Below are 20,266 nucleotides of genomic sequence, written 5' to 3'. Positions count from 1 at the left end.
TTTTTCGTACTTCTATATCTTATATTTATTCGTTGATTTATACAAGTTGTTTTCGTATTTTAATTCTATTTTCGTCTGTTTGACCAATTTTGCAAATTGATTTTTATGAATTATTCGGGTATTGACTTCAGGCGAAAATATGCGAAAATATTTTTTCTGTTACTTTTGGGCAATAAAAAACAGTGTCTCCTGTTCTGACCGATTCCACCCTTTCATTGTCAGATTTTGGTCTGACTGACTTTCGTGGCAGATACGGACAGATATCATCGACACTGTCTTTCTCAATATTTTTTTATCAGATCTGCCCTGTTTCTTTCAAGTATGCGAGCAGTCCCTCACAACCGCAAACAACATCCCGGTAGGTCTCGTCAAACCTGCCGGAATACCATGGATCTGAAATGGATTTTCCTTTTCTTTTGGGATCCGTAGCAAAGTCCAAAAGAAGTTTTATCTTGCCATCGACATCCTGTCCCGTGATGCGTATGGTGTTTTTGATGTTGTTTGCATCTGCACAGAGCAGATAGTCATAATACCCGTAATCTTCTTTTGTTACCTGCCGTGCACGTTTTTTTGAAAAATTTGTGTATGCTGTTTTCCCGATCCCATGCTTCCTCAGCTCCGCCTGCGCCGGCGGATAGATCAGGTTGCCGGTGCCGTTCCAGATTTCTTCGGTGCTTGTGGCAGCGGAAGCGATCTCAAATTGGTCGGCTATACCACGCTTTGATACCATATCTTTTAATATAAATTCGGCCATTGGGGAACGGCAGATGTTGCCGTGGCAGATGAAAAGTATTTTTATCATAGCTTTTATTCTCCTTGAATTGCCCTGGAATGCCCTGTTTTGCAAGGGTTTCCGGGAATTTTGTTGTTGTTTGTATTTTTGCTCTGAAATGTGTGATTGTGGCAAATCAGAGCAGAACCATGCAAGTTGTTACTACCTGTTGGTAGTAGAAATAGTAGTAAAAGGAAAAGGCTTACTACTAAGGATTTTTCTTCTTTAACAATGAAATTATCATCCTTCCCCTAGTTTTAGTCAACAAGTGAATATTACGGTGCGGCGGAGCCGCCTGTCCGGTGTGGCGAGAGCCACCTGTCCGGACTAACGGAGCCACTCCGTTCTCTGTAGTGATAAGTTACTTTGCCATTGCAGGATCTAATCCATATACCTCTCGCATAGAGAGATCTTTGGATGGATCAATGCTTTCAATATCGATTTTATATGAGTCATACGTTATACGATCCATAATGGCATCTGCCAGGGTACTTTCACCGCCACAGATTTGTTGGTACCATTCACTTTCGCGGAACTGCGAGCAAAAGATCGTGGATGATTTCTTGCGTCTTTTGTGTATCAGTTCAAAAAGGTTTCTGGCTTCAGCTTCCGTCAGTTTGAGGAGAAGCCACTCGTCAATGATCAGTACTACTGGCTTGGTGTACTTCTTCAGGACAGTTGAAAAAGTTCCGCTGTCTCTGGCAGCCTGTAAGTCCAGTAATAAATCAGGAAGCCGCACATACCGTACTGTGTAGTAGTGTTTGCAGGCCTCCATGCCAAAAGCACAGGCCATATAAGTTTTACCACTTCCGGTGGCACCTGTAATGAAGATGTTCCTGTATTCTGTAATGTATTCGCAAGTTGCCAGACGGCTGATCAGTGCTTTGTTCAGTTTCCGACCGGACTGGTAATCAATTGCTGCAATGCTGGCATCCGGCTGTTCGAACTCAGCCTGCCGGATCAGTCTTTTCAACCGGTTATTTTTGCGATTGCTGTACTCGATATCAACAAGCATACCGAAGCGGTCCTCGAACGGCACTTCCTTCATTGTAGGATCATCCATCTGGATACGGAATGCATCTGCCATAGCGGTCAGGCGCATTTCGATAAGTTTATCGATTGTACTTTGATTTGTCATGATCGTTTACCTCCATAGTATCTGGCACCTCTTGTGATGCCATGTGGCTTTTCAACAGTCTGAGATTCCTTTGATGCATTCGATATGTCATCTGGTGAGTCTTTCATTGCAGCCAATAGATTTTTGATACTTTTATAGCTGGGTTTAGCAGAATAAGAAAGTGCTTTGGCACAGACCTGTTCCAGTTTTTCAGGCGAATATTTCTCTGCCAGTTTTAACAATCCCATACAGCTTCTATAGGATTGTTGTTCAACCCTGCCGGAGGTAAGTATTGCATCGACAACCTTACTTGTGTTAATTCCAATCGAATCTGCCCATTTGCGGAACCTGTCGCCGTTCCATTCCAGATATTTCTGGTGTTCCTGCGGCATATGTTCCGTCACAGTGGAATACTGGCCGCTCCTTCCGTGAAGTCTCCTATGAGAGGCAATTCGATTGTGATTATAAAATATTTCAACCGTTGTATCTGTTATACGCACATCTACCTTATTTTTGATATACTGATAAGGCACGGAGTAGTACATCTTGTCTACTGCGATGTGATAGTTGAACTGGACAGTGGCTTGTTTCCACTCAGCCAGTTCAAAGGGTGTAGCAGGCAACGGAGCCAGTAACGGCATTTCTTCCCCAAGAAATAAACTGAGCCTGCTGCATTCCTTTTTCTGGAATTTACGAGCATTGTAGGCATTCAGTTTTTCCCGGATAGAATCATTTAATTCTGCAAGCGAGAAAAACTGTTCATTACGAAGGGCTGCAGTTATCCAAGTAGATATCTTTCCTACAGATCCTTCTACATTTGGTTTATCCTTGGGTTTCCGGACTCTGGCCGGAATGATGGCAAGATTATAGTGTTCTGCCATCTCATGGTAAGTTGTGTTTAATGACGTGGTATACCAGTCGCTCTTTTCATGATTCACTGCTGTTGTGCAGTTATCGGAGACAAGCATGGGTGTTACACCGCCAAAGAAATCGAACATCTGGACATGAGCTTTAATCCAGTTGCTTGTTTTCTCATTCATGTATGCTTTTACAAAAGCATACTGGCTGTAAGTCAGTACCCCTACAAAGATCCATGCCTCTGTGATCTCTCCGGTGTCCGGATCAAAGATGTGGGCGGGATCACCTGCCCAGTCAACTTCAATCTGTTCACCAGGCTTTCTCGGGATATGCATGGTAGCCCTGCGTTTCTCTTCATCCTTTTGGATGTAGTAGCAGAACTGGGAATACATGAGCGGCTCTTCGTTGCTCATACGGCACTCCTCACAGTATTCTACCCAGAGAAGCTTTTTGTTGACTCCATTTCGCAGAAGTTCTTTGCGAATGTAGTCAAAGTCAGGCATGCGTTTATTTGTTACTGACTTATCCTTTGGGAACATAAGCTCCTCAAGTGCGCTGTCGGTCATGTCAAAATCCAGCGGCCATGAAATATTTATTTCCGCTGCCTTTTTCAAAACCTTGGCGACTGTGTTCCTGGATACACCGCAGCTCTGTGCGATGTTCCGTTCGCTGAATCCTAAGCTCTGCAAGCGTAGGATTTCACGATACTTGGTCATAATTGTGACCTCCTTTACCTGTATTCACACCAATGGTGTGAATACAGGTAAAGGAAATATATGTAATAGAGCGTTTAAATGTGGCTCTGAATTACCGGAATATGTGGCTCTCATTCTCCGGAATGGTGGCTCCCAAAGTCCGGACAGGTGGCTCAGAGAGCTCCGGAATAATCAACAAGCATATTAGTTCGATGATTTCTTCAATATTGTCTATATTTGTAGTCTTTTCTCCAAAACTAATTAGTTCACACGTTTTACTTTTATCTCTTAATATGCTATCCCAATTTTCAAATTCATTTGTTTTAACATCCTCTATTTGCCGCCCCCTAAGATTTGACTTAAAATCTTCCAATACATCTTTAATATACAAATGCTGTGCCGTTTTTATTATATAATCTCTAAAAGTTGGATATAAATCACAAGAGTAATCATCCCAATATTCCTTACAATAACTTAATAAGAAATCCCATTTCTCATTTTTATTATTATGGACAAATTGAAGATGTCGTAAACCTTTCCTATGAGCATTGGGTATCGGTGCAAAATTCCCAATCGTGTATTTAAGTTCTTCCCATTTAAAAAGATTACTCGCACCCACTCTTTTTGCGATGCTTCCTAGTCTATAAAAATCACGTTTTGAAGCTTTAGGATTGTTCATTATATCAAAAGATACTTTTGTTTCATCAATCCTAATTGTAGATAAAAAATGCATTTTACTTTACTTTTATCTATTTCTAGTAATCTCATAAAAATCATTTTAGATAAAATAGAAGTTTCAACCTCATTATTATTTGAAAACTAAAAATCAAATTTATACTTATAATCTTCCTGTTCTATATATTCTTCAACCAATCTTTCCAAGCATCCCAAGATGCATTCTTCATCTATGTAAGATTTTTGCATATCCGCCCCTATATTCGAAAAAAATCACTATTTAAATCTTCACCTGAATATGAATTACTCCATATATGTTGATTTTTTTCATAGGCATCTTTCACCATTGCGAAAGTGCGAATATCTCTATATTCATATCGTTCCGTTAATTCATATAATAATATTCTCGATAAATTTGTAATATTATATACAACTTTATTATAAGAAAACAAAATTGGCTCGTACTCTGGCAAAATTTGTGCTGTATCCGTACCCAAAAATGCTTTCTGTAAAATCATAAGCATTACCAATAACTCTTTCTTATTATATTTTTTTAGTTCAGAATAATTGTGCATAGAAAACTGAGAGTATGTGTATTTTTGTGTACGCTTTAAAATTCTCACAATTCTCTTTAAAACATTTTCTGTGTTACACTTATACTCATCCCAAACCATATACGCAGCTAACACTTTATTATACACCCCTTTATGAACCTTAACATGTCTCTTTTGTTCTGTTACCAAATCCTTTATCGAAATTTGCAGATGTGGAAATATTGCTATATCAAGCATGTGTTTTTTCAAAAAACGTTTCTTGAAAATGCCATATTTCTTAAATGTTGTTACAGAGTCAGCCAAACTTTCAAACTCTGACATATCCAGTTCCATAATTCCTTGATAAGCATTTATGGCTTTTTCCATTTTATAATCGATTTCCTTAATAATGGTTTTTAATTCAGCTTCTATGTATTCTTTACAACTTTCAGCTTCTACTCCGTTGAATTTCTCCGTTAAATACTTCTCTAATTTACTTTTTGCTTCATAGCTCTCACCAAACTTTTTATTATTAATTTCAGCCTTCAAAACTCTTCTAGCAGCCTTTGGAATTGTTTTCAAATAATCATCCGCTGTTTTTTTCACTTCTAGCTGAAATTCATTATCATAATATTCTATATAATAATCTCTTGCCAATTTAGCATAATCCGTATTTTCAAAGTATCTACAAAATGGAATTTCTGAATAAGTCTTACTAAATTCATTTATATGTTCTATTGCATTGTGCAACTCCTTTTCTCGTTCACAATAATAATCTTGCACATAAAAAAACAGTGCAACAAGCGCACTTCCTAATACGCCGGATGTAACAACCTCTATAAAAGATTGCATTTTCACAACGCTTATGTTGGTATAAATATGCAGTATTTCCTCAATTCTATTTCCTACACGAAACAATTCTTCTTCATCTGCAAAGTGAACATATGCTAATACCAAAAGCATAATAATACTTACACTTGTAGCTAATTCTATATTTCGCTTCTTTATCTTCATGTCATTCCCCACTTTCTCTCTTTCAGTCTTTTTATTATATCGTCACCCTCATCATTTTTCCATAGAAAAAACGCCCCAATAAACCCGGAGCGTTTCTACCGTATAGCAATACTACACTATTTTAAACATTTTCTGTGATACAGCTTTTGTATCATTCTTCTTTTCAATCTCTGCCTGTGCTTTTCTGAATTCTTCCATTCGTTTCAATTCTTCCTCAGCATCATCGAATCCGATATGCGTGTACACATTCATTGTAACCGATATATCCGAATGCCCCATGAGGTACTGCAGCGTCTTTGGATTCATTCCCGATTTTGCCATATTCGAGCAATAGGTATGTCGGCATACATGAGGTGTAATATTTGGCATCTGTACTCGGTAAATGTCATTGTATCTGCCGACCATATGATTAAAGCGGTGTTGCCAATGCATTGCAACAAGTGGCATTCCATTATCATCGTAAAACAGGAATCCGCTATATCCATCTATGGCTTTCTCCACTTTAGGTGCATTTCTGTCCTCAATGATTGCCTGAAACATCTGTGCCACATCCTCTGTAATCGGCAATACTCTTGTTCCGGCATCCGTCTTTGTAGTTTCTATGAGGTATCGCATATCCGATGTTCTCTGCAATTGGTGGTCGATATTTACAGTTCTGTTCTCAAGATCAATGTCCTTTAGTGTCAGTCCACAAAATTCCGATATTCGCATTCCCGTATGAAAGAGTATGTACACCACTTCATAGTATTTACAGTACACCACATCGTCATGCACAAACTTTAGAAACTTTCTCATCTGCTCTTTTGTGACTGCCTCTCTTGTAACTGCGTCATTTACCAACACTCCGGCAAGTTGGAATCCAAATGGATTCTTTACCAGAATATCATCATCCACCGCCATCTGAAAAGCTGGTCGCAACACTCCCCGAATGGTATGAATGGAACTGTAGCTTTTCCCATCTTCCTGCTGCAATTTTATAAGGAACAGCTTTGCATCGGAAGTTTTCACACTCCGTATCGTCTTTTTGCCAAATGCTTCCTTCGCAAGCAATCTCTGCACTGTAACATATCCCTGTTTCGTGCTTTGCCTTACTCCGGTCTTTGTTTTCAAATATCGGTCTACAAGTTCACAGACTGTCATCTGTCCGTCCACGATATTTACAAGTAAATCCAAATCTGTGTTTACCTGTTTTTCCAACTCACGAAGGGAAAGGCATGGCTTTTTGCCCTTTGGAAGTTTGTCCGTAGGCTCCAGTTTCCAACTATATACAAAATGTGGTTTTCCATCAATATGATATTTATATTGATATTTTCCGTCTGCTCTTACACTCTCTCCCGGTCTTAATACTCTACGCTTGGAGTCCCGCCTTGTCTGTCCTCTTCCTGCCTTTGCCATTATACCCGCCTCCTTAGTTCTGGATGGTTATGCAGATACCTTTCAAAGGCTACACGAAGAATCAGCTTGCGTTCTCCGTAGTATGCCAGAAAATCTTCTCCATCCGTATTATTCAATAAATCATAAAATTTTCTCCGGCTCAAAACAAAATATTCAATTGCCTCAGAAGGATTCAAAATATCCTTTTCTGCTAAACTTGGTCTTGCCATAAAAGTACTTCCTTTCTGCCAAAAGTGGCTGTTTTCACAGGTTTTCGGGGGCATACTATATATCACTCTGAACGCTGATAATATCAACTACTTTCGGCAGACAAACGGAATTATATCTCCGAAGAAGCACTGATAAATTTTTCAAACTGCGGGCGGATAATCAGATACCTGTTTCCGCTGAATACAGCAAATCTTCCTCTGTTATCTTCTGCCAGTCTACGCATTTTCTTTGTCCCGATATTAAAATACGATGCTGCTTCTTTGATTGTCAGTGTGTACTTTTCACTCACAGGGACAAGTGTATTTTCCGTAGTATCATGTTTTTCTATTGCCATGTGCAATCCTCCTTCCATACGGGCTGCAGTATTTCCACAGCCCCAACTGCTTAGTCTGCTGCCATCTGAAGTACCTTGACTGCATCCTTACGGATCAACTTTCCATCCAGATACTCACATCCCAGATATCCTACCTGTCCACGCATGGCAAACTTTTCTTTCAGTGTGCGGATAGTCAGCGGAAAACGCTGAACGAGCCAGTAATTGCTGAAATCTCCAAATGCGATTACTTTCTGTCCCTTTCCGATAGACGGCATGGAATCAACAATCTGCACAGGTTTTGAGAAAATCGTTTCATCACTTTCTTTCCACAGATAGTTTCCGGCTGAATCTTTGAGGGTACGGAGTGCCAGAGCCGTTTCGTCATTCATAAGCCATGTACCATGTTTACGGTATTTCTTATCCACGGATAGATACAGTTTGATGATTTCATCATAGCTGATAGCAGAATCACTCTCTGCCGTCACACCCGTTTCTGCTCCGTCAGTGGCGTGCAGAATACCTGTCGGCTAATTTTCCCCTGTTCCGTTGATAAACGCCTGTTCCTCGCTTGTGCCAAAACAACGTGCCATTTTCCCAATTACATAATCCTCTATGGCAAAGGACTGGTCAGAAGCGAACTCCAATCCAAGTCTGACAAGCTCGGACAATCGGTATGCCTGTACTTCAAATCTCTGAAAATCGTCCTCGTTATCCATGCCCTCCAGATTGACCATATCGCCCCATTCAGCCTGACCTTCACAGTCAAATGTCCAAAGACGGCTGTCACTTCTGGTCGCATTCACAACGGTTGCCAGCTGACGGACTACACTTTCTTTCTGTAGTATTGCCGTATATTTTTTATTTGATTCTCCGGGCAGATGGTACGCATTTGTCTTGCTTTCACGGTTGTTATAAAGGCTGTCCGTAACTGCCTGTTTTCCTCTCATTTCGTTCCAAAAATCGTTATAATAAGCTGTACTGTTAATCATAATAAACCTCCTGAAAAATTATTTTTGTGTCATATAACCACTCTGTCTGCAATAATCCACTGCTTCAGAATAGGACAGATAAAACATCTCCAATGACCCGTCAACCACACGGTAATAAGGCTGGTCACAGGATTCGCTTGCCATGATAATGACCGGGCATCTGTCCCTTAAATTGATGACATTCACACATCTGTACTTGTCTGTTGAAAAATCCGATGGCTCAAACCGCATCGGTGGTGCTGCTTTCTGTTTTCCCATGTGTATCTCCTTTTTTCTCAGCAGAAGAAATCTCTGCACAAGAGCCGATATCCAGTTAAAAGTGTAGTCTTTTCTCCGCCATCCCTTGGGCGCCTGCGGACTATCGAGCCGATTGTACGGAGTGCCTGATTGAAATTCCGGCTGTTCTCCGCAAAATATCCATTGTCATTGCACCAGTTTCTGTATGCCTGATACACGGCTGAAGTCCTGCATTCCGCATCATTTTCCTTCTCCAGAAATTCCTCTACGAAAAGTTCCATCTTATCGCTGTCATGCTGATAAGACATGGTGGCATCTTTTACTGCTTTGGGTTGTACCAGTCCTTCCTCCCGTAAGAGGGTGTATCCCTCAATCAGCCAGTTTAAAATTGCACTTACTGCCCCCGGCTTGGAAAATTCCGCTTTCAGATTCTGTTCCCGCTCCCATTCCTCAAAATGTCTGTCAAACGGAATGATCACGATGCGCCCACTTGAAAACAGAGTCATATCTGTGATAGCCGGAAGATAATTTGTATTCACATACAACTTGAACTGTGGTTTGAAATCAAAACTATTCTCATTCAGAAATCTGGCATTCAGTGTATCATTTCCCGTCATACTTTTTATCTGTGCTTCATTCAGTACCAAGCCTCTCCTTGGCTCTGAAATATTGGCAAACCGTACTCCGGCAAGCCTTGCAATATCCTCTGTTGGGTTCTGACTGTTGGCAGACGGCTTTGCAGCAATCGTTTCCGGGCGAACGGTCAAGCCGTAATCTCCCATCACATGGAGCGTGCTTTCCATCAGTGTTCCTTTTCCATTTCTGGTGGTTGCACCATAATAGAAAAACATACATTCATAGCGGGTATCACCCGTCAGACCATATCCAAGACTTTTCTGCATGAACCTTGCTTTCTCCATATCCCCACTCATCACTTCTGAAACAAATCTGGTGAAGCGTGGGTTCTCAGCATTGGGATCATAAGCTGCCCCGGCAATCTTGGTCAGCTTGTCCTGTGCTGTATGCGGATGAAATTCTCCGGTCTGCAAATCCAGTGTTCCGTTCTGGCAGTTCAAGTAATAAATGTTGCGATCAAATTCAGACATAGCAATCGGATACAAGCTCTGAGCATCACTGATATAAGTATTGCGATAATTCCGGCTCTGCCATTTTGCAGAATACTCCAGATAATCTTTTCTTCTGCGTTCATCGGTAATCGTCAGTGCATATCTGACCAGACTATCCGCAAGGGATTTTGCAAGCTCCATTGTTTTCAGTCCACCAATGTCTGGAATCCAACGGGTACCGTCATACACATACCACTTTTTTCTCTCCGGCACATATCTTGCGATATCTTTATACACATCCGCAAATAATCTGCCTGAGCCGTTGTCGTTCCACGGGTATCTGCTGTTATCCGACACGTTCAGTTCTAGCAGCTTCTGCAGCATATCATCAAAATCACTCTCTGCTGATGCCCTTGCATACGGTCTGTAGAAATCCAACGCATGTGCTACTGCTTTTTCCAGTGTTAATGCACCGTAGGTTGAACCACTTTGCACACGATCCCACTTGCTCCGCATCAATCCGGATTTTCTAAACAGCCTGTCCATCTGCTCTGTATCACCGCCACACCAGAATGCAAGAATACTTGCAAGTGCCATATCCGCATCACTGTGGGACTTTTCATCCGAGATTTCGCCATTCCATAAAGCTTTGAATTTTTCGCCCTGTCTGGAATCGGATGCCAGACGAACTACCGAATCATCTGAAAGATAACTTCCCGGAACATCATGCGTCCTGTTCTTTTTCTTAGAAATCGGACGAAGCATATACGTTTCCAGTATTGTGCCAAGTTCAGCACTCCGTTCCTCAATACCACGATTCCGGATTACCTTTCCTGTCAGGGTACAGAATTTTCTCGTCACACCTGCTGCATAGATTTCCAGACCAAGTTTCTGATTATTGATGTAATATCTGGCCGTATCATAAGACAGGTAAGAAGCCTTACATACAATGCGGACTCCTCTGCCGGATGGACTGATTTCTGTATAGGAATCCATTTTCTCCACGATGTCCTCTGCCATCTGTGTCAGCCTTCCACCAGACACACAATGGTCAATATCGACCATACAGAAATCATCAAATGCACCCATTCCAATTCCGTCATACCCATCCATTGCACTGACTGCCAATCGAAAATCCGAAAAGGTCTTTTTATCGGCACTGCTCGCTCTTTTGCCATTGATCTGATACGGCACTTTGGTCATGCGTCCATTTCTTTTTTCATATTTCCACAGACAGAACCATCCATCTTTTTTCAACTGCTCTGGAAGTTTCTCGTACATCCTGTGCTCCTCCTTTCCCGTTTTTTCCCCGGTGCATCATTTTTCTGTGGCTCTTGCCGATAACCACACTTTAAATTCGGAAACCGGAATCAATACCCGCTTGCCGACACGGACGATTGGGAAGTCCGCCTCTCTGGTCAGAGCATATGCTTTGCTCAGGCTGATTCCCATCTGCATCGCCATTTCCTGTACACTCATCGTGACTTTATCCATAGCCATCCTCCTCTCTGCATATCAAACATGAATTGCTCTTGTTTTCTATCACAGTATACTTTATAATGTTACCAAAAGCTATTTTCTATTGGTAAGAAGTCGTACTTGAAATAAGTTCTATCGGTAAGAATGGAGGTAGAATATGAACGAAGATTTCAGCTTAGGAAAAATGAGTGCGGATGCAAGACTGACCGCAACTTTCAAATATTATGAAAAAACAGAACAAGATGGAGAAATCATAATAACTGCCTGTCTGGGGGATGGAGATGTGCCACGGCTCAATCGTGGCTATGGCTTGGACGGAAACGCACTCTGGCTTTCCCTGAACAATCTGTATCAGAGCATCCATGGGAAAGATGACAACACAGCTGCCGATGATATCATTTCATGGTGTCAGCAGTACGCACATCCTTACTACGCATCCGGTGTTATTGCTGAATATAAATGGGATATAGATAAAGATGCAGAATATTGGAATGTGTCTACCAATATTCTTGGAAGTTTTACTTTCGCTGTAAAAAAGATGAGAGATGATTTAGAAAAACTGTACCGTGACACTCTTGTTGTCCTTATGTTCAAAAAATGTCTGGAACAGCTTGATGTTTCTGCAGAACTTGCACAGATCACATGGACAAATGAATTTGCAGATTTTAATTCATTTCCTATGCAGAAACATCTCGGTAAAATATCTGCTTACCTGAATGAAATGAGTGGAGTAACCATGAAGCTCGGATTAGATGAGAATGGAGAATTGAAGGTCATGCCAGATTTTCACTCTGTATTTGATGCTGCCCGATTCGCCCTGTCGCAATATGTATCTATCCCTACGGATTATCCGATTGCTTATGCAGACCGGGTTGGTGTTGCCACCTGTGAGTGCTGTGGTCGCCTATTCATCAAGAACGGAAACCGTCAGAAATACTGTGACAATCCAGAATGTAAAAAGGAACGAAACCGCAGAAAATCCCGCACAGCTTATCACAGGAAAATACAGGAAGAAAATGACAACCTCTGGGCGTGACCACGGCTGTTTTCACACTGGGGCAAGATGTGGCAAGTAATATAGGTTATTTTCTATATAGGCTCTATAAGAATAACCTAAATCCTCTGCCACAAGTTGCCCCAACTGATTTTTCATAGAAAAAGGGCATTGGTCCGCACCGACACCCCAGTGTGATTTTATCCTTATTTCTCATAACGAAATGCTGAATTTCCAGTCAGATTTCTAAGCAAAATCTTCCTTGCTGTCTTATATTCTTTCCCAATAAATCCAAGCCTGAGCAGGAAACATCGGAAAGCGTACTTGTCATTGTCTGTTTCGGTCGGCTTTGATGATACCCTTTTTGCATCTCTTGCCATATCACACAGTCTTGAGATAAATTGCGTATAGGCTGCGATCTCATCGACATCCGTTGTGTATGGAAACCATGTGAAATTTATTTTTTCCTTTGTAATGCCAATTTCTGTGCTGTCCGTCCGAAATGCACGTTGAAAAAGTATCTGCTTATTTGCTATGATCTTCTGTAAATTTTCCAATGCCGTATCCGTATAGATTTCTCTCGGAACTGCTATTGTCAGCTTATCCTGCTGCACTGCAACATCTTCGATTACTTCCGCATCGTCTTGAAAGCCATTCTCTCGTAATTGCCGAATTAAGTATTCCACCATTTTCGATTCTGCTCCCTCTGGGATGTGCAGCACGCCCTCTTTGTCCAGCCTATATCCTGCAATATCGTATGCACAGCTTGGCACCCGCTCATAATGCGATGCTGTTCCGAGTATTTTGCCAATCTCCTGCGCCAATTTTGGTCTTTGCTTTGATTCCAGTGTAAATCTGATTTCGTTTCTCATAATATGTACCTGCCTTTCTTTTTTCGGTAGTACATATATCACTCTGACGGCGCAGAATAGCAAGACAATTCGAATTATATTTCTGCCAAAATGTACACAAAAAAACTGTGCTTTTTATGCTGTTTTTTACACGTTTTTTCTGCGTATTTCGGTACTATCCGGCAAAACAAAATCGGCTAAAGAAGCGGTATTCTATGGGAATTTTCATATAATATGGATTCTATGGGTATCCCCCCTGTTTAATTCTGCGAAAATTCGCACGAAGGGGACCATCGGTCTTCAGGCAGAAAGGGTGTAGAGATTTGGATACCCCTGCCTCAGACGTTAGAAATGGTACTTGAGATTTCTCTCTTCATTCCAGATCTACTTATCATAGCAAGACTTTTAGAAACTCTGCCAATTCTTCTCATCCAAAAACAAAATTCACCACTTTGCAGCATCTACCTTTTACTTTATTTTTCACACTACTTTTCAGGCGTGTATATCTCTTAAGAAGATCATTCCGATTTTGCAATGAAGCTTTTCTTACCTCTATCCCCTTATAGCATTAACAATAGAATCAGTATTCCAGCCAACAATCACATCAGCCGCATCTTTTACAGTTTTTGACGTTCTTTCTGCTCCCCACGGTTCAATAGCAATAATCTTCTTATTCATGCTTTTTGCAAGCTCAATTTCAATATTAATCCATTTGCTATATGTAGAATATACGCCGGCCATAATTAATACGCAACTCGCAGGTTGCATTTGCTTTCTAATAGCTTCTTTAAGTTGATATGCATAAGGTGCATTATGTATAGGGGCATTCTTAGGCACCGAGTAATTTTTATAATCAAAATATGGTTTTGCATTTAGCATATTTACAAGTTTTTCATACGCATCCGAGTAAGCCCATGAGTGGCTGATAAATAAATTGTAAGTCATAAAATCATCATCCTTCCTATTTTTTTATTTTTAATACAAGTATCAATACCATCGCAACAGCATATATAACAATAAAAGCATATGGTAAAGCCTTCTCAAGATTTGTACCATCCATATACTTTTTGTTTGCAGTCAGTCCTTTCCACTCTTCATTGAATGGTTTTACTGGGAGTTTATCTTCAATATCATTAATAACTTTGAATTTTTCAGTATTCAAAACCTTATAGTTTCTGATAAAGAGTAGCCATATAACACAAGTAGAAATTCCCGCTACAAGTATAAGAAGCGTCTTCAAATCCCACGTAACTGAAACTGCCGTCACAATAGCTAAATTTAGGGTTATAAATATGTTATTCATGGCATCCCTACGCTGACTTACGGAATTCGCCATTTCAACACAAGTTTGCCACTGTGACAATATTAATTCAATTTCTGTATCTTTCAATATATCACCACCTTAGAATATGTCAGCTATAGCACTTTTAACTTTTAACACACAGCCGTTTTTCTGCATCTATTTTGATTTATTTTCTCTGATAATTTCTTTATTTGCAAATCATAGCGATCAATAATTAATAAATTATTCGGTACATCATTATAATCAAACACATCTATGTAATCACAATGTGTTCTTATTACAACCATATATGAACATTTTTTCTTTTTAGTTGCTTTTAACAATTTACCAACCGTTTCTGATAAAGTCTCATTTTGGCGCTGAATACGTATCGCTACCGTTCCTTCATCAATATGTTCCTTTAAAAAACCATCAATTCCACTATTTCTCTGTACAGGCACAGCTTCAATACTTTTTATAATTGTCATACATTCTTCATCTAAATTCTGATATGCTTTTTTCCCTTTTTGAAGCAAGAAGGAATCCGTTTTTATTATATTCTCCAATCTTTCGAACGTAAGGTCAACTGCATTATTTTTAATATCAAAACCTAAATATTGTCTATTCAATAATTTGCTTGCAACTAAGGTTGTACCTGATCCCATAAAAGGATCTAATACTACATCATTTTCATCAGTAACCAACTTTATGATCTGTTCCAGAAGAATAATTGGCTTTTGTGTTGGATAACCCACTCTTTCTTTTGCCTTTGGGTTTAAATACGGAATCTCCCATACATCAGATAACGGCACACCTTTCTTAGCCTTTCCCATTACAGCATGCCCCTTCTCATCAACCTTGTACTTTGATTTTCCTTTCTCGTCTCTTATACGGTCTTGCAAAATCTGATCAACATTTGTTGTTTCCGAATAATCCGTATACATTGTGTTAAACTTAAAATCTTTAGTTTTACTATAAAAGAAAATGCTCTGATGATTATTCAACAATCCCTTTTTAGAATTTGACCACCTTTTATATGACCATATAATTTCACTTTGAAAATTGGCAACGCCAAAGATTTCATCTAACACTATTTTCAAATAATGCGATGCATTTCTGTCACAGTGAACAAATATACTTCCTGTTTTTTTCAACACTCTTTTACATTCTTGCAGACGCACCTTAATATATTCAATATATTCATTCATGTTTTTCCATGAATCCACAAATGAATACTCAACACCATCTTTATTAGATAAAGTCTGTGTTTCTTGTGTAAAAAAAGGCGGATCCATATAGATTGCATCTATTGTTTCCGATTCTATATGTCCTAACAATTCATAGCAGTCTCCGCAATATGCGTTATTAAATTCCATTTAATCACTTTCCATTTCTTTCTAATATTGATTTTAAATCTATTCCTGTATCATTTTTTAAATACTCCCAAGCTTCTTCTCCAGAATAATACTCACCACCCAAATCATTATACAAGTCTTTTAATCTTGCCTGTATACGAATAGCTTGCTCACGATTAGGTTCAAAAAACATTATTCTAATGGGAACATATCCAGCCTCACGAATAATTCGAACACGTTTGTGTTCTTTTTTTATATGGTCTCCATCTGTAGTAGCATCTTTCCATTTCAACTCAATAGCTCTATTTCCAATCAAACAGTCAATTTCAACTGTTTTAGGACTTTGATCAATTGTATTAGGCAACTTAACTTTCTCTTGTACCTCTGGATGTGCCAATTTAAAACACTTTATTGCAAGTTCCTCTATCAATGAGCCAGCATATTTATATAAAAACCTACCAACATTTTGTTGAAAATCAATTTGGTATCCTTCTGCACTAGTAAAACCTAGTGCATTATATAACATATAATGCTCGTTATTATCCGATTCCATTTCAACTTTTCTTTCCCTAATTTTTCTTTGTAACTCTTCTCTATATCTTAAAATAATCTCTATTAATCTTTCATCTCTGCCATCCATAGTAGCCTCCTTAATTATAATATCATTGTTACTTATAGTCAACATTACATGTTTTCAAAAAATTCTTCAAAAGAAATATCTAGTGCATTCAAAATCTTTTCCAAACTTTTTATAGAAAGATTTCTTTTACCACTTTCAACTCCCGCAACATATGTCCTATCCAACTCTGCTTTAAATGCCAATTTTTCTTGACTAATGCCTTCTATCTTACGAAGTTCCTTAATTCGATTTCCAACTTTATCGGTTATCATACATCTTGTCCTCCTTTTAAAATTTTCTCACAATGTTACTTATAAGTCTACGGACTATGAGTAACATCGCTTGTAAAAGAGTTAAAACAAGAAAAGCCACAATATTGGCAAACATCATACCAATAATTGTGGCTTTTAACATTTATATTTTATTTACATTGAATTCATTATCACTAGATTTTTTTACCAATTGTCTTTGCATAAACCATTAACTTTTCAAAGTATTCAGTGAAAGCCAATGTTATATCCATACAATCTCTACTCAATGTAAGAAAGTAAAAAAGCTGAGCACAAGTCTCAACTTGGTCCCCATGGTCAAAAAACACTGGGCAACTCTGTTGCATTTAGTATATCCAACCCTCAATAAACATGCAATACTTTTTATAAATTTTCCGCATTTCCATCAATAAAAAATCTACTACATTGCCTGCAAGTAGTTCCTTACTACTAAGGAATCCTCCCAACACCTTTGCCTTTATCCCACTTCCAGCCATGAGCCTTAGTAGTCTAAACCGTAGTAATTCCAATACTTTCCGCCATATTATGCCGTACTCTGCCCCAGTCTGCGAAGGTATGCATTATCATAAAACTGGAGTGCCGTGGCAAACAAATAATATTTTTATCATGCCTTAAAAACTCCTTGAAAATACTGATTTTCCTTGATTTTACACCACTTTCTACGATTTGCTGTGATAGATTGTTTTCTTCGTTTTCGTCGCATATCATGGCATAAATTCATATATCTTGTCATCCAAATTTAGTAAAAATCTTAGTAAAACAGCTTAATTTTCTCATTTTACTAAAGACTTTTTCCACTTAGGTTATCTTTTAGTTGTATCAATTTTCTTAATCTTTTAAGCCATCTTAGCATATTTGCCAAGTTCTTCCTTGGCATCCTCTGCTCCCAGATGCGTATATGTATTCAATGTTACCCCAATGTCTGAATGTCCCATAAGATACTGAAACGTTTTAGGATTCATCCCGCTTTTTGCCATATTGCTGCAGTAGGTATGCCTGCAAACATGCGGCGTGATTTTTGGTAACTGCTCTTTATAGATTCGATTATGCTTAGCCAATGCCCACTCAAAATGCTTTTCCCAATGTAAAGCAACTTCCGGCATATCCTTCTTATCTAAAAACAGAAATCCCTTATATCCATCAATCACAGGTTCTTTCTTGGGCTTTTTACGATTTTCAACAATACGCTTAAAACATTCATACACTTCCTCAGTCATAGGAATGATTCTAGTTCCACTTGACGTTTTGGTATCTTCAATAACATACTTCATATCTCTGGTTCTTTGAAGCTGATGATTTACACTGATTTGCTTTTCTTCAAAATCAATATCGGAAAGTGTCAATCCGCAGAACTCTGAAATACGAAGTCCGGTTTTAAAGAGGATAAACATACCATCATAGTATCGTTTATAATGCTCATCATTCTTAATAAATTCCAAGAACTTTCTTTCTTGTTTTCTGGTTATGGCTTCTCTTGTTACACTATCGTTTACAACTACTGTACATAGTTGAAACTCGAACGGATTTTTACGAATCAAATCATCATCTACAGCCATTTGAAAAGCAGGTCTTACCACTCCACGAACTGAATGAATGGTGCTGTATCCCCTACCATCTGCCTGAAGCTTAATCAACCATGCTTTTGCATCTGATAGTTTTACCTTATCAATCCTTAATGCTCCAAATTCCTCTTTCTTAATAATGTTGATAACAAAATTATAATTCGCAGCTGTATTATGGCGAACCCCAGTCTTCTGAGCAATATACTTTTTTACCAACTCAAGAACTGTCAAATTATCACCATAAGGAGTAATACCATCATTTATATCCCTTAATATGACTTTTTCCTTTTCTCTAAGTGACTGACAAGGTCTTCTTCCTACCGGAAGAGGATCTGTCGATTCCAACTTCCAACTGTAAAGAAATTTCTGTTTTCCAAAGCAGTCTGTATAAACAAATGCATATCTTCCATCCGCTCGCTGGCTTTCTCCGTTTCGTAAAATACGTCCTTTTTTATCACGTCTTTTCTGATTGCGATTTCTTTCACTCAAACGTCTTTGCTCCTTTCTACGAAGAAGCCCTAGCACGACAACCATATTATATCATACCAGGGCGGCATTTACCACTTTAAAGCGATAAAGTTTTGTATTTTTCATTTCTACAAGGAAGTGGTTTGATTAAGAAATTCTTCAAATTTATGCCGATTAATCAACGATTTATTCCCAACCTGCACCGTAAAACAATAATCAGTATCAGTATTTTCAGAAATCAGCATCCTTATCTTCTTTTCACCAATTCCAAAATATTGAACTGCTTCGTCAACCGTCAGCATATACTTCTCCCAGATTGGAACCATCTTGCCCTTTACTCTTTCTTCTATATTATTTATTATGAACACCTCCAAATTTTTAAAATAGGCAGCACTTTATCTGCCAATGACAACCCACACCCCATTGCAGGCTCTCATAGGCAGATAAAAAAGCAATACAGGTGGCAGGTCATTACTCTGCCCACATCGGTCTTGCACCGTCATTCAAATTGACCGGACTGCAAATTTCTTTACAATCCGGAAGTATCATTATTACAGATATGCTTCATCGCCCTGTGTTACTGCCACACATTTTGTCAGATTTTTCTCGCTCCATACCTTTGCTTCAATGTAATGTTTCAACATTTCTTCACGTTCACCCTAAAAAGAGCAGGTACATCTTTGCGAACCTACCTAGTGGCTCCACATATCCTCACGTCCTGTATGCAAATCAATATTCAGTTGTCAAGGTACACGCTGCATACGCAGCAATCAGCGAATGGAAAGGGACAATGCTAACCGCCTGTTATGCAACTTCAAAAGCCAATATCTTTGTGATCAGCTTTGTTTCTAATCTGCGACGCAGAGTTTCATCAATGCAGTAATGTACCTGTCCACTTTCGTCATACAGCTTTCTTGTGGACAATTTGATTATGTAACCTTCATAATGTTTTAACACGGCATTGATTGCACTCACATCGCCCTCTGATGCTGCCTTTATAATATGGAAAGGCAACAAATTTTCTTTGTTTCTGGTTTTAGACATCTTTTTCATCTGCTATTCCTTCCATAATCTTTCTCAAAATTTCCAGTGAGCGTGTTCTGTGTTCATGAATGGTACTGCGAACCAGATTCATTTCTCTTGCAATATCTGCATCGCTCATCTCCATGAAATAGGAAAGTAAAATAACATTCCTTTTTCTTTCCGTAAGTTCTTTTAATGCTTCCGCAATCAAAGTATTTTTTACTTCAATATCATAGCCATGCACTTCAAAATGATGATTTTCTGTTCCGTACTCATCCATAGTAAATAATTTGCTCAGCTCCTTTTCTGACAGTTCAGAGAATGTGACTTCGTGTTTTCTGCGATAGTCCATGTGCTTGTAATAATTGACAGCTTCGCCTTTTAATGCCATCTGGCACAAACGGTCAAACTGATGCCTGACGGTCATTTCATCCTTAGAAGAAGGTTGCCCCATACGAGTTCACC

Annotated in this window: 22 protein-coding genes and 1 pseudogene; 1 reads left to right on the top strand and 22 read right to left on the bottom strand. The window is 39.0% G+C overall.

Annotated features, from left to right (window positions below):
* Positions 1-295 precede the first annotated feature (295 nt).
* From H8S51_RS06990 to H8S51_RS06935, 12 genes and pseudogenes are all read right to left on the bottom strand, one after another.
* Positions 296-802, bottom strand: coding sequence for a low molecular weight protein-tyrosine-phosphatase (locus H8S51_RS06990; protein ID WP_241070943.1), 507 nt, complete (start codon positions 800-802; stop codon positions 296-298).
* A gap of 331 nt (positions 803-1,133) precedes the next feature.
* Positions 1,134-1,910: an IS21-like element helper ATPase IstB gene (gene istB, locus H8S51_RS06985; RefSeq protein ID WP_015520015.1), complete on the bottom strand. Its 777-nt coding sequence runs from the start codon at positions 1,908-1,910 to the stop codon at positions 1,134-1,136.
* Positions 1,907-3,463: an IS21 family transposase gene (gene istA, locus H8S51_RS06980; RefSeq protein ID WP_118375804.1), complete on the bottom strand. Its 1,557-nt coding sequence runs from the start codon at positions 3,461-3,463 to the stop codon at positions 1,907-1,909. Before istA ends, istB begins: the two co-directional genes overlap by 4 nt.
* 91 nt (positions 3,464-3,554) lie before the next feature.
* On the bottom strand, positions 3,555-4,175 hold the full coding sequence (locus tag H8S51_RS06975; RefSeq protein ID WP_186900571.1) for a hypothetical protein: 621 nt from the start codon (positions 4,173-4,175) through the stop codon (positions 3,555-3,557).
* Between the two features lie 199 nt (positions 4,176-4,374).
* Complete coding sequence (locus H8S51_RS06970; RefSeq protein WP_118443621.1) at positions 4,375-5,664, bottom strand: hypothetical protein; 1,290 nt, start codon at positions 5,662-5,664, stop codon at positions 4,375-4,377.
* Positions 5,665-5,775: 111 nt separating this feature from the next.
* The gene (locus tag H8S51_RS06965; RefSeq protein WP_186900570.1) at positions 5,776-7,059 is read right to left on the bottom strand and encodes a site-specific integrase; all 1,284 of its coding nucleotides are present in this window, start codon (positions 7,057-7,059) and stop codon (positions 5,776-5,778) included.
* Complete coding sequence (locus H8S51_RS06960; RefSeq protein ID WP_129974455.1) at positions 7,059-7,268, bottom strand: excisionase; 210 nt, start codon at positions 7,266-7,268, stop codon at positions 7,059-7,061. Before H8S51_RS06960 ends, H8S51_RS06965 begins: the two co-directional genes overlap by 1 nt.
* Before the next feature lie 110 nt (positions 7,269-7,378).
* Positions 7,379-7,603, bottom strand: coding sequence for an excisionase (locus H8S51_RS06955; RefSeq protein ID WP_015541248.1), 225 nt, complete (start codon positions 7,601-7,603; stop codon positions 7,379-7,381).
* Positions 7,604-7,653: 50 nt separating this feature from the next.
* Positions 7,654-8,532: pseudogene (locus H8S51_RS06950) on the bottom strand (phage major capsid protein).
* 60 nt (positions 8,533-8,592) lie between these two features.
* Positions 8,593-8,832: a hypothetical protein gene (locus H8S51_RS06945; RefSeq protein ID WP_186900569.1), complete on the bottom strand. Its 240-nt coding sequence runs from the start codon at positions 8,830-8,832 to the stop codon at positions 8,593-8,595.
* Between the two features lie 17 nt (positions 8,833-8,849).
* On the bottom strand, positions 8,850-11,159 hold the full coding sequence (locus H8S51_RS06940; RefSeq protein ID WP_186900568.1) for a phage/plasmid primase, P4 family: 2,310 nt from the start codon (positions 11,157-11,159) through the stop codon (positions 8,850-8,852).
* A gap of 36 nt (positions 11,160-11,195) precedes the next feature.
* Positions 11,196-11,372 (bottom strand): excisionase family DNA-binding protein, encoded by a 177-nt coding sequence (locus H8S51_RS06935; protein ID WP_015541244.1) that lies wholly within the window; start codon positions 11,370-11,372, stop codon positions 11,196-11,198.
* A 142-nt stretch (positions 11,373-11,514) separates the two neighbouring features.
* Here H8S51_RS06935 and H8S51_RS06930 point away from each other — a divergent pair, with 142 nt between their 5' ends.
* Positions 11,515-12,393 (top strand): hypothetical protein, encoded by an 879-nt coding sequence (locus H8S51_RS06930; protein ID WP_186900567.1) that lies wholly within the window; start codon positions 11,515-11,517, stop codon positions 12,391-12,393.
* Between the two features lie 164 nt (positions 12,394-12,557).
* Here the strand turns inward: H8S51_RS06930 and H8S51_RS06925 are convergent, their stop codons facing one another.
* The 10 genes from H8S51_RS06925 to H8S51_RS06880 all read right to left on the bottom strand — a co-directional run bounded on the left by H8S51_RS06925 (position 12,558) and on the right by H8S51_RS06880 (position 20,255).
* Positions 12,558-13,223 (bottom strand): hypothetical protein, encoded by a 666-nt coding sequence (locus tag H8S51_RS06925; RefSeq protein ID WP_186900566.1) that lies wholly within the window; start codon positions 13,221-13,223, stop codon positions 12,558-12,560.
* Positions 13,224-13,754: 531 nt separating this feature from the next.
* Positions 13,755-14,147 (bottom strand): TIR domain-containing protein, encoded by a 393-nt coding sequence (locus tag H8S51_RS06920; RefSeq protein WP_186900565.1) that lies wholly within the window; start codon positions 14,145-14,147, stop codon positions 13,755-13,757.
* A 16-nt stretch (positions 14,148-14,163) separates the two neighbouring features.
* Positions 14,164-14,592, bottom strand: a complete 429-nt coding sequence (locus H8S51_RS06915; RefSeq protein WP_186900564.1) for a RipA family octameric membrane protein — start codon at positions 14,590-14,592, stop codon at positions 14,164-14,166.
* Between the two features lie 44 nt (positions 14,593-14,636).
* The gene (locus H8S51_RS06910) at positions 14,637-15,860 is read right to left on the bottom strand and encodes a DNA-methyltransferase (RefSeq protein ID WP_186900563.1); all 1,224 of its coding nucleotides are present in this window, start codon (positions 15,858-15,860) and stop codon (positions 14,637-14,639) included.
* A 4-nt stretch (positions 15,861-15,864) separates the two neighbouring features.
* Positions 15,865-16,479, bottom strand: coding sequence for an ApaLI family restriction endonuclease (locus H8S51_RS06905; RefSeq protein ID WP_186900562.1), 615 nt, complete (start codon positions 16,477-16,479; stop codon positions 15,865-15,867).
* 44 nt (positions 16,480-16,523) lie between these two features.
* The gene (locus tag H8S51_RS06900) at positions 16,524-16,730 is read right to left on the bottom strand and encodes a helix-turn-helix domain-containing protein (protein WP_118213253.1); all 207 of its coding nucleotides are present in this window, start codon (positions 16,728-16,730) and stop codon (positions 16,524-16,526) included.
* A gap of 854 nt (positions 16,731-17,584) precedes the next feature.
* Entirely contained in the window at positions 17,585-18,799 is a 1,215-nt protein-coding gene (locus H8S51_RS06895) for a site-specific integrase (protein WP_186900561.1), read from the bottom strand.
* A 107-nt stretch (positions 18,800-18,906) separates the two neighbouring features.
* Positions 18,907-19,104 (bottom strand): excisionase, encoded by a 198-nt coding sequence (locus tag H8S51_RS06890; RefSeq protein ID WP_118489410.1) that lies wholly within the window; start codon positions 19,102-19,104, stop codon positions 18,907-18,909.
* Between the two features lie 478 nt (positions 19,105-19,582).
* A complete protein-coding gene (locus H8S51_RS06885; RefSeq protein ID WP_117831456.1) occupies positions 19,583-19,831 on the bottom strand; it encodes a helix-turn-helix domain-containing protein in 249 nt (82 codons plus the stop codon).
* On the bottom strand, positions 19,815-20,255 hold the full coding sequence (locus H8S51_RS06880; RefSeq protein ID WP_186867622.1) for a sigma-70 family RNA polymerase sigma factor: 441 nt from the start codon (positions 20,253-20,255) through the stop codon (positions 19,815-19,817). The genes H8S51_RS06885 and H8S51_RS06880 overlap by 17 nt, the downstream gene beginning before the upstream one ends.
* Positions 20,256-20,266 lie beyond the last annotated feature (11 nt).

The sequence above is a fragment of the Roseburia rectibacter genome, assembly GCF_014287515.2.
Lineage (GTDB): Bacteria > Bacillota > Clostridia > Lachnospirales > Lachnospiraceae > Roseburia > Roseburia rectibacter.
The sequence above is the reverse complement of the archived record's forward strand: the minus strand, read 5'-3'. Positions and strand labels throughout refer to the sequence as shown.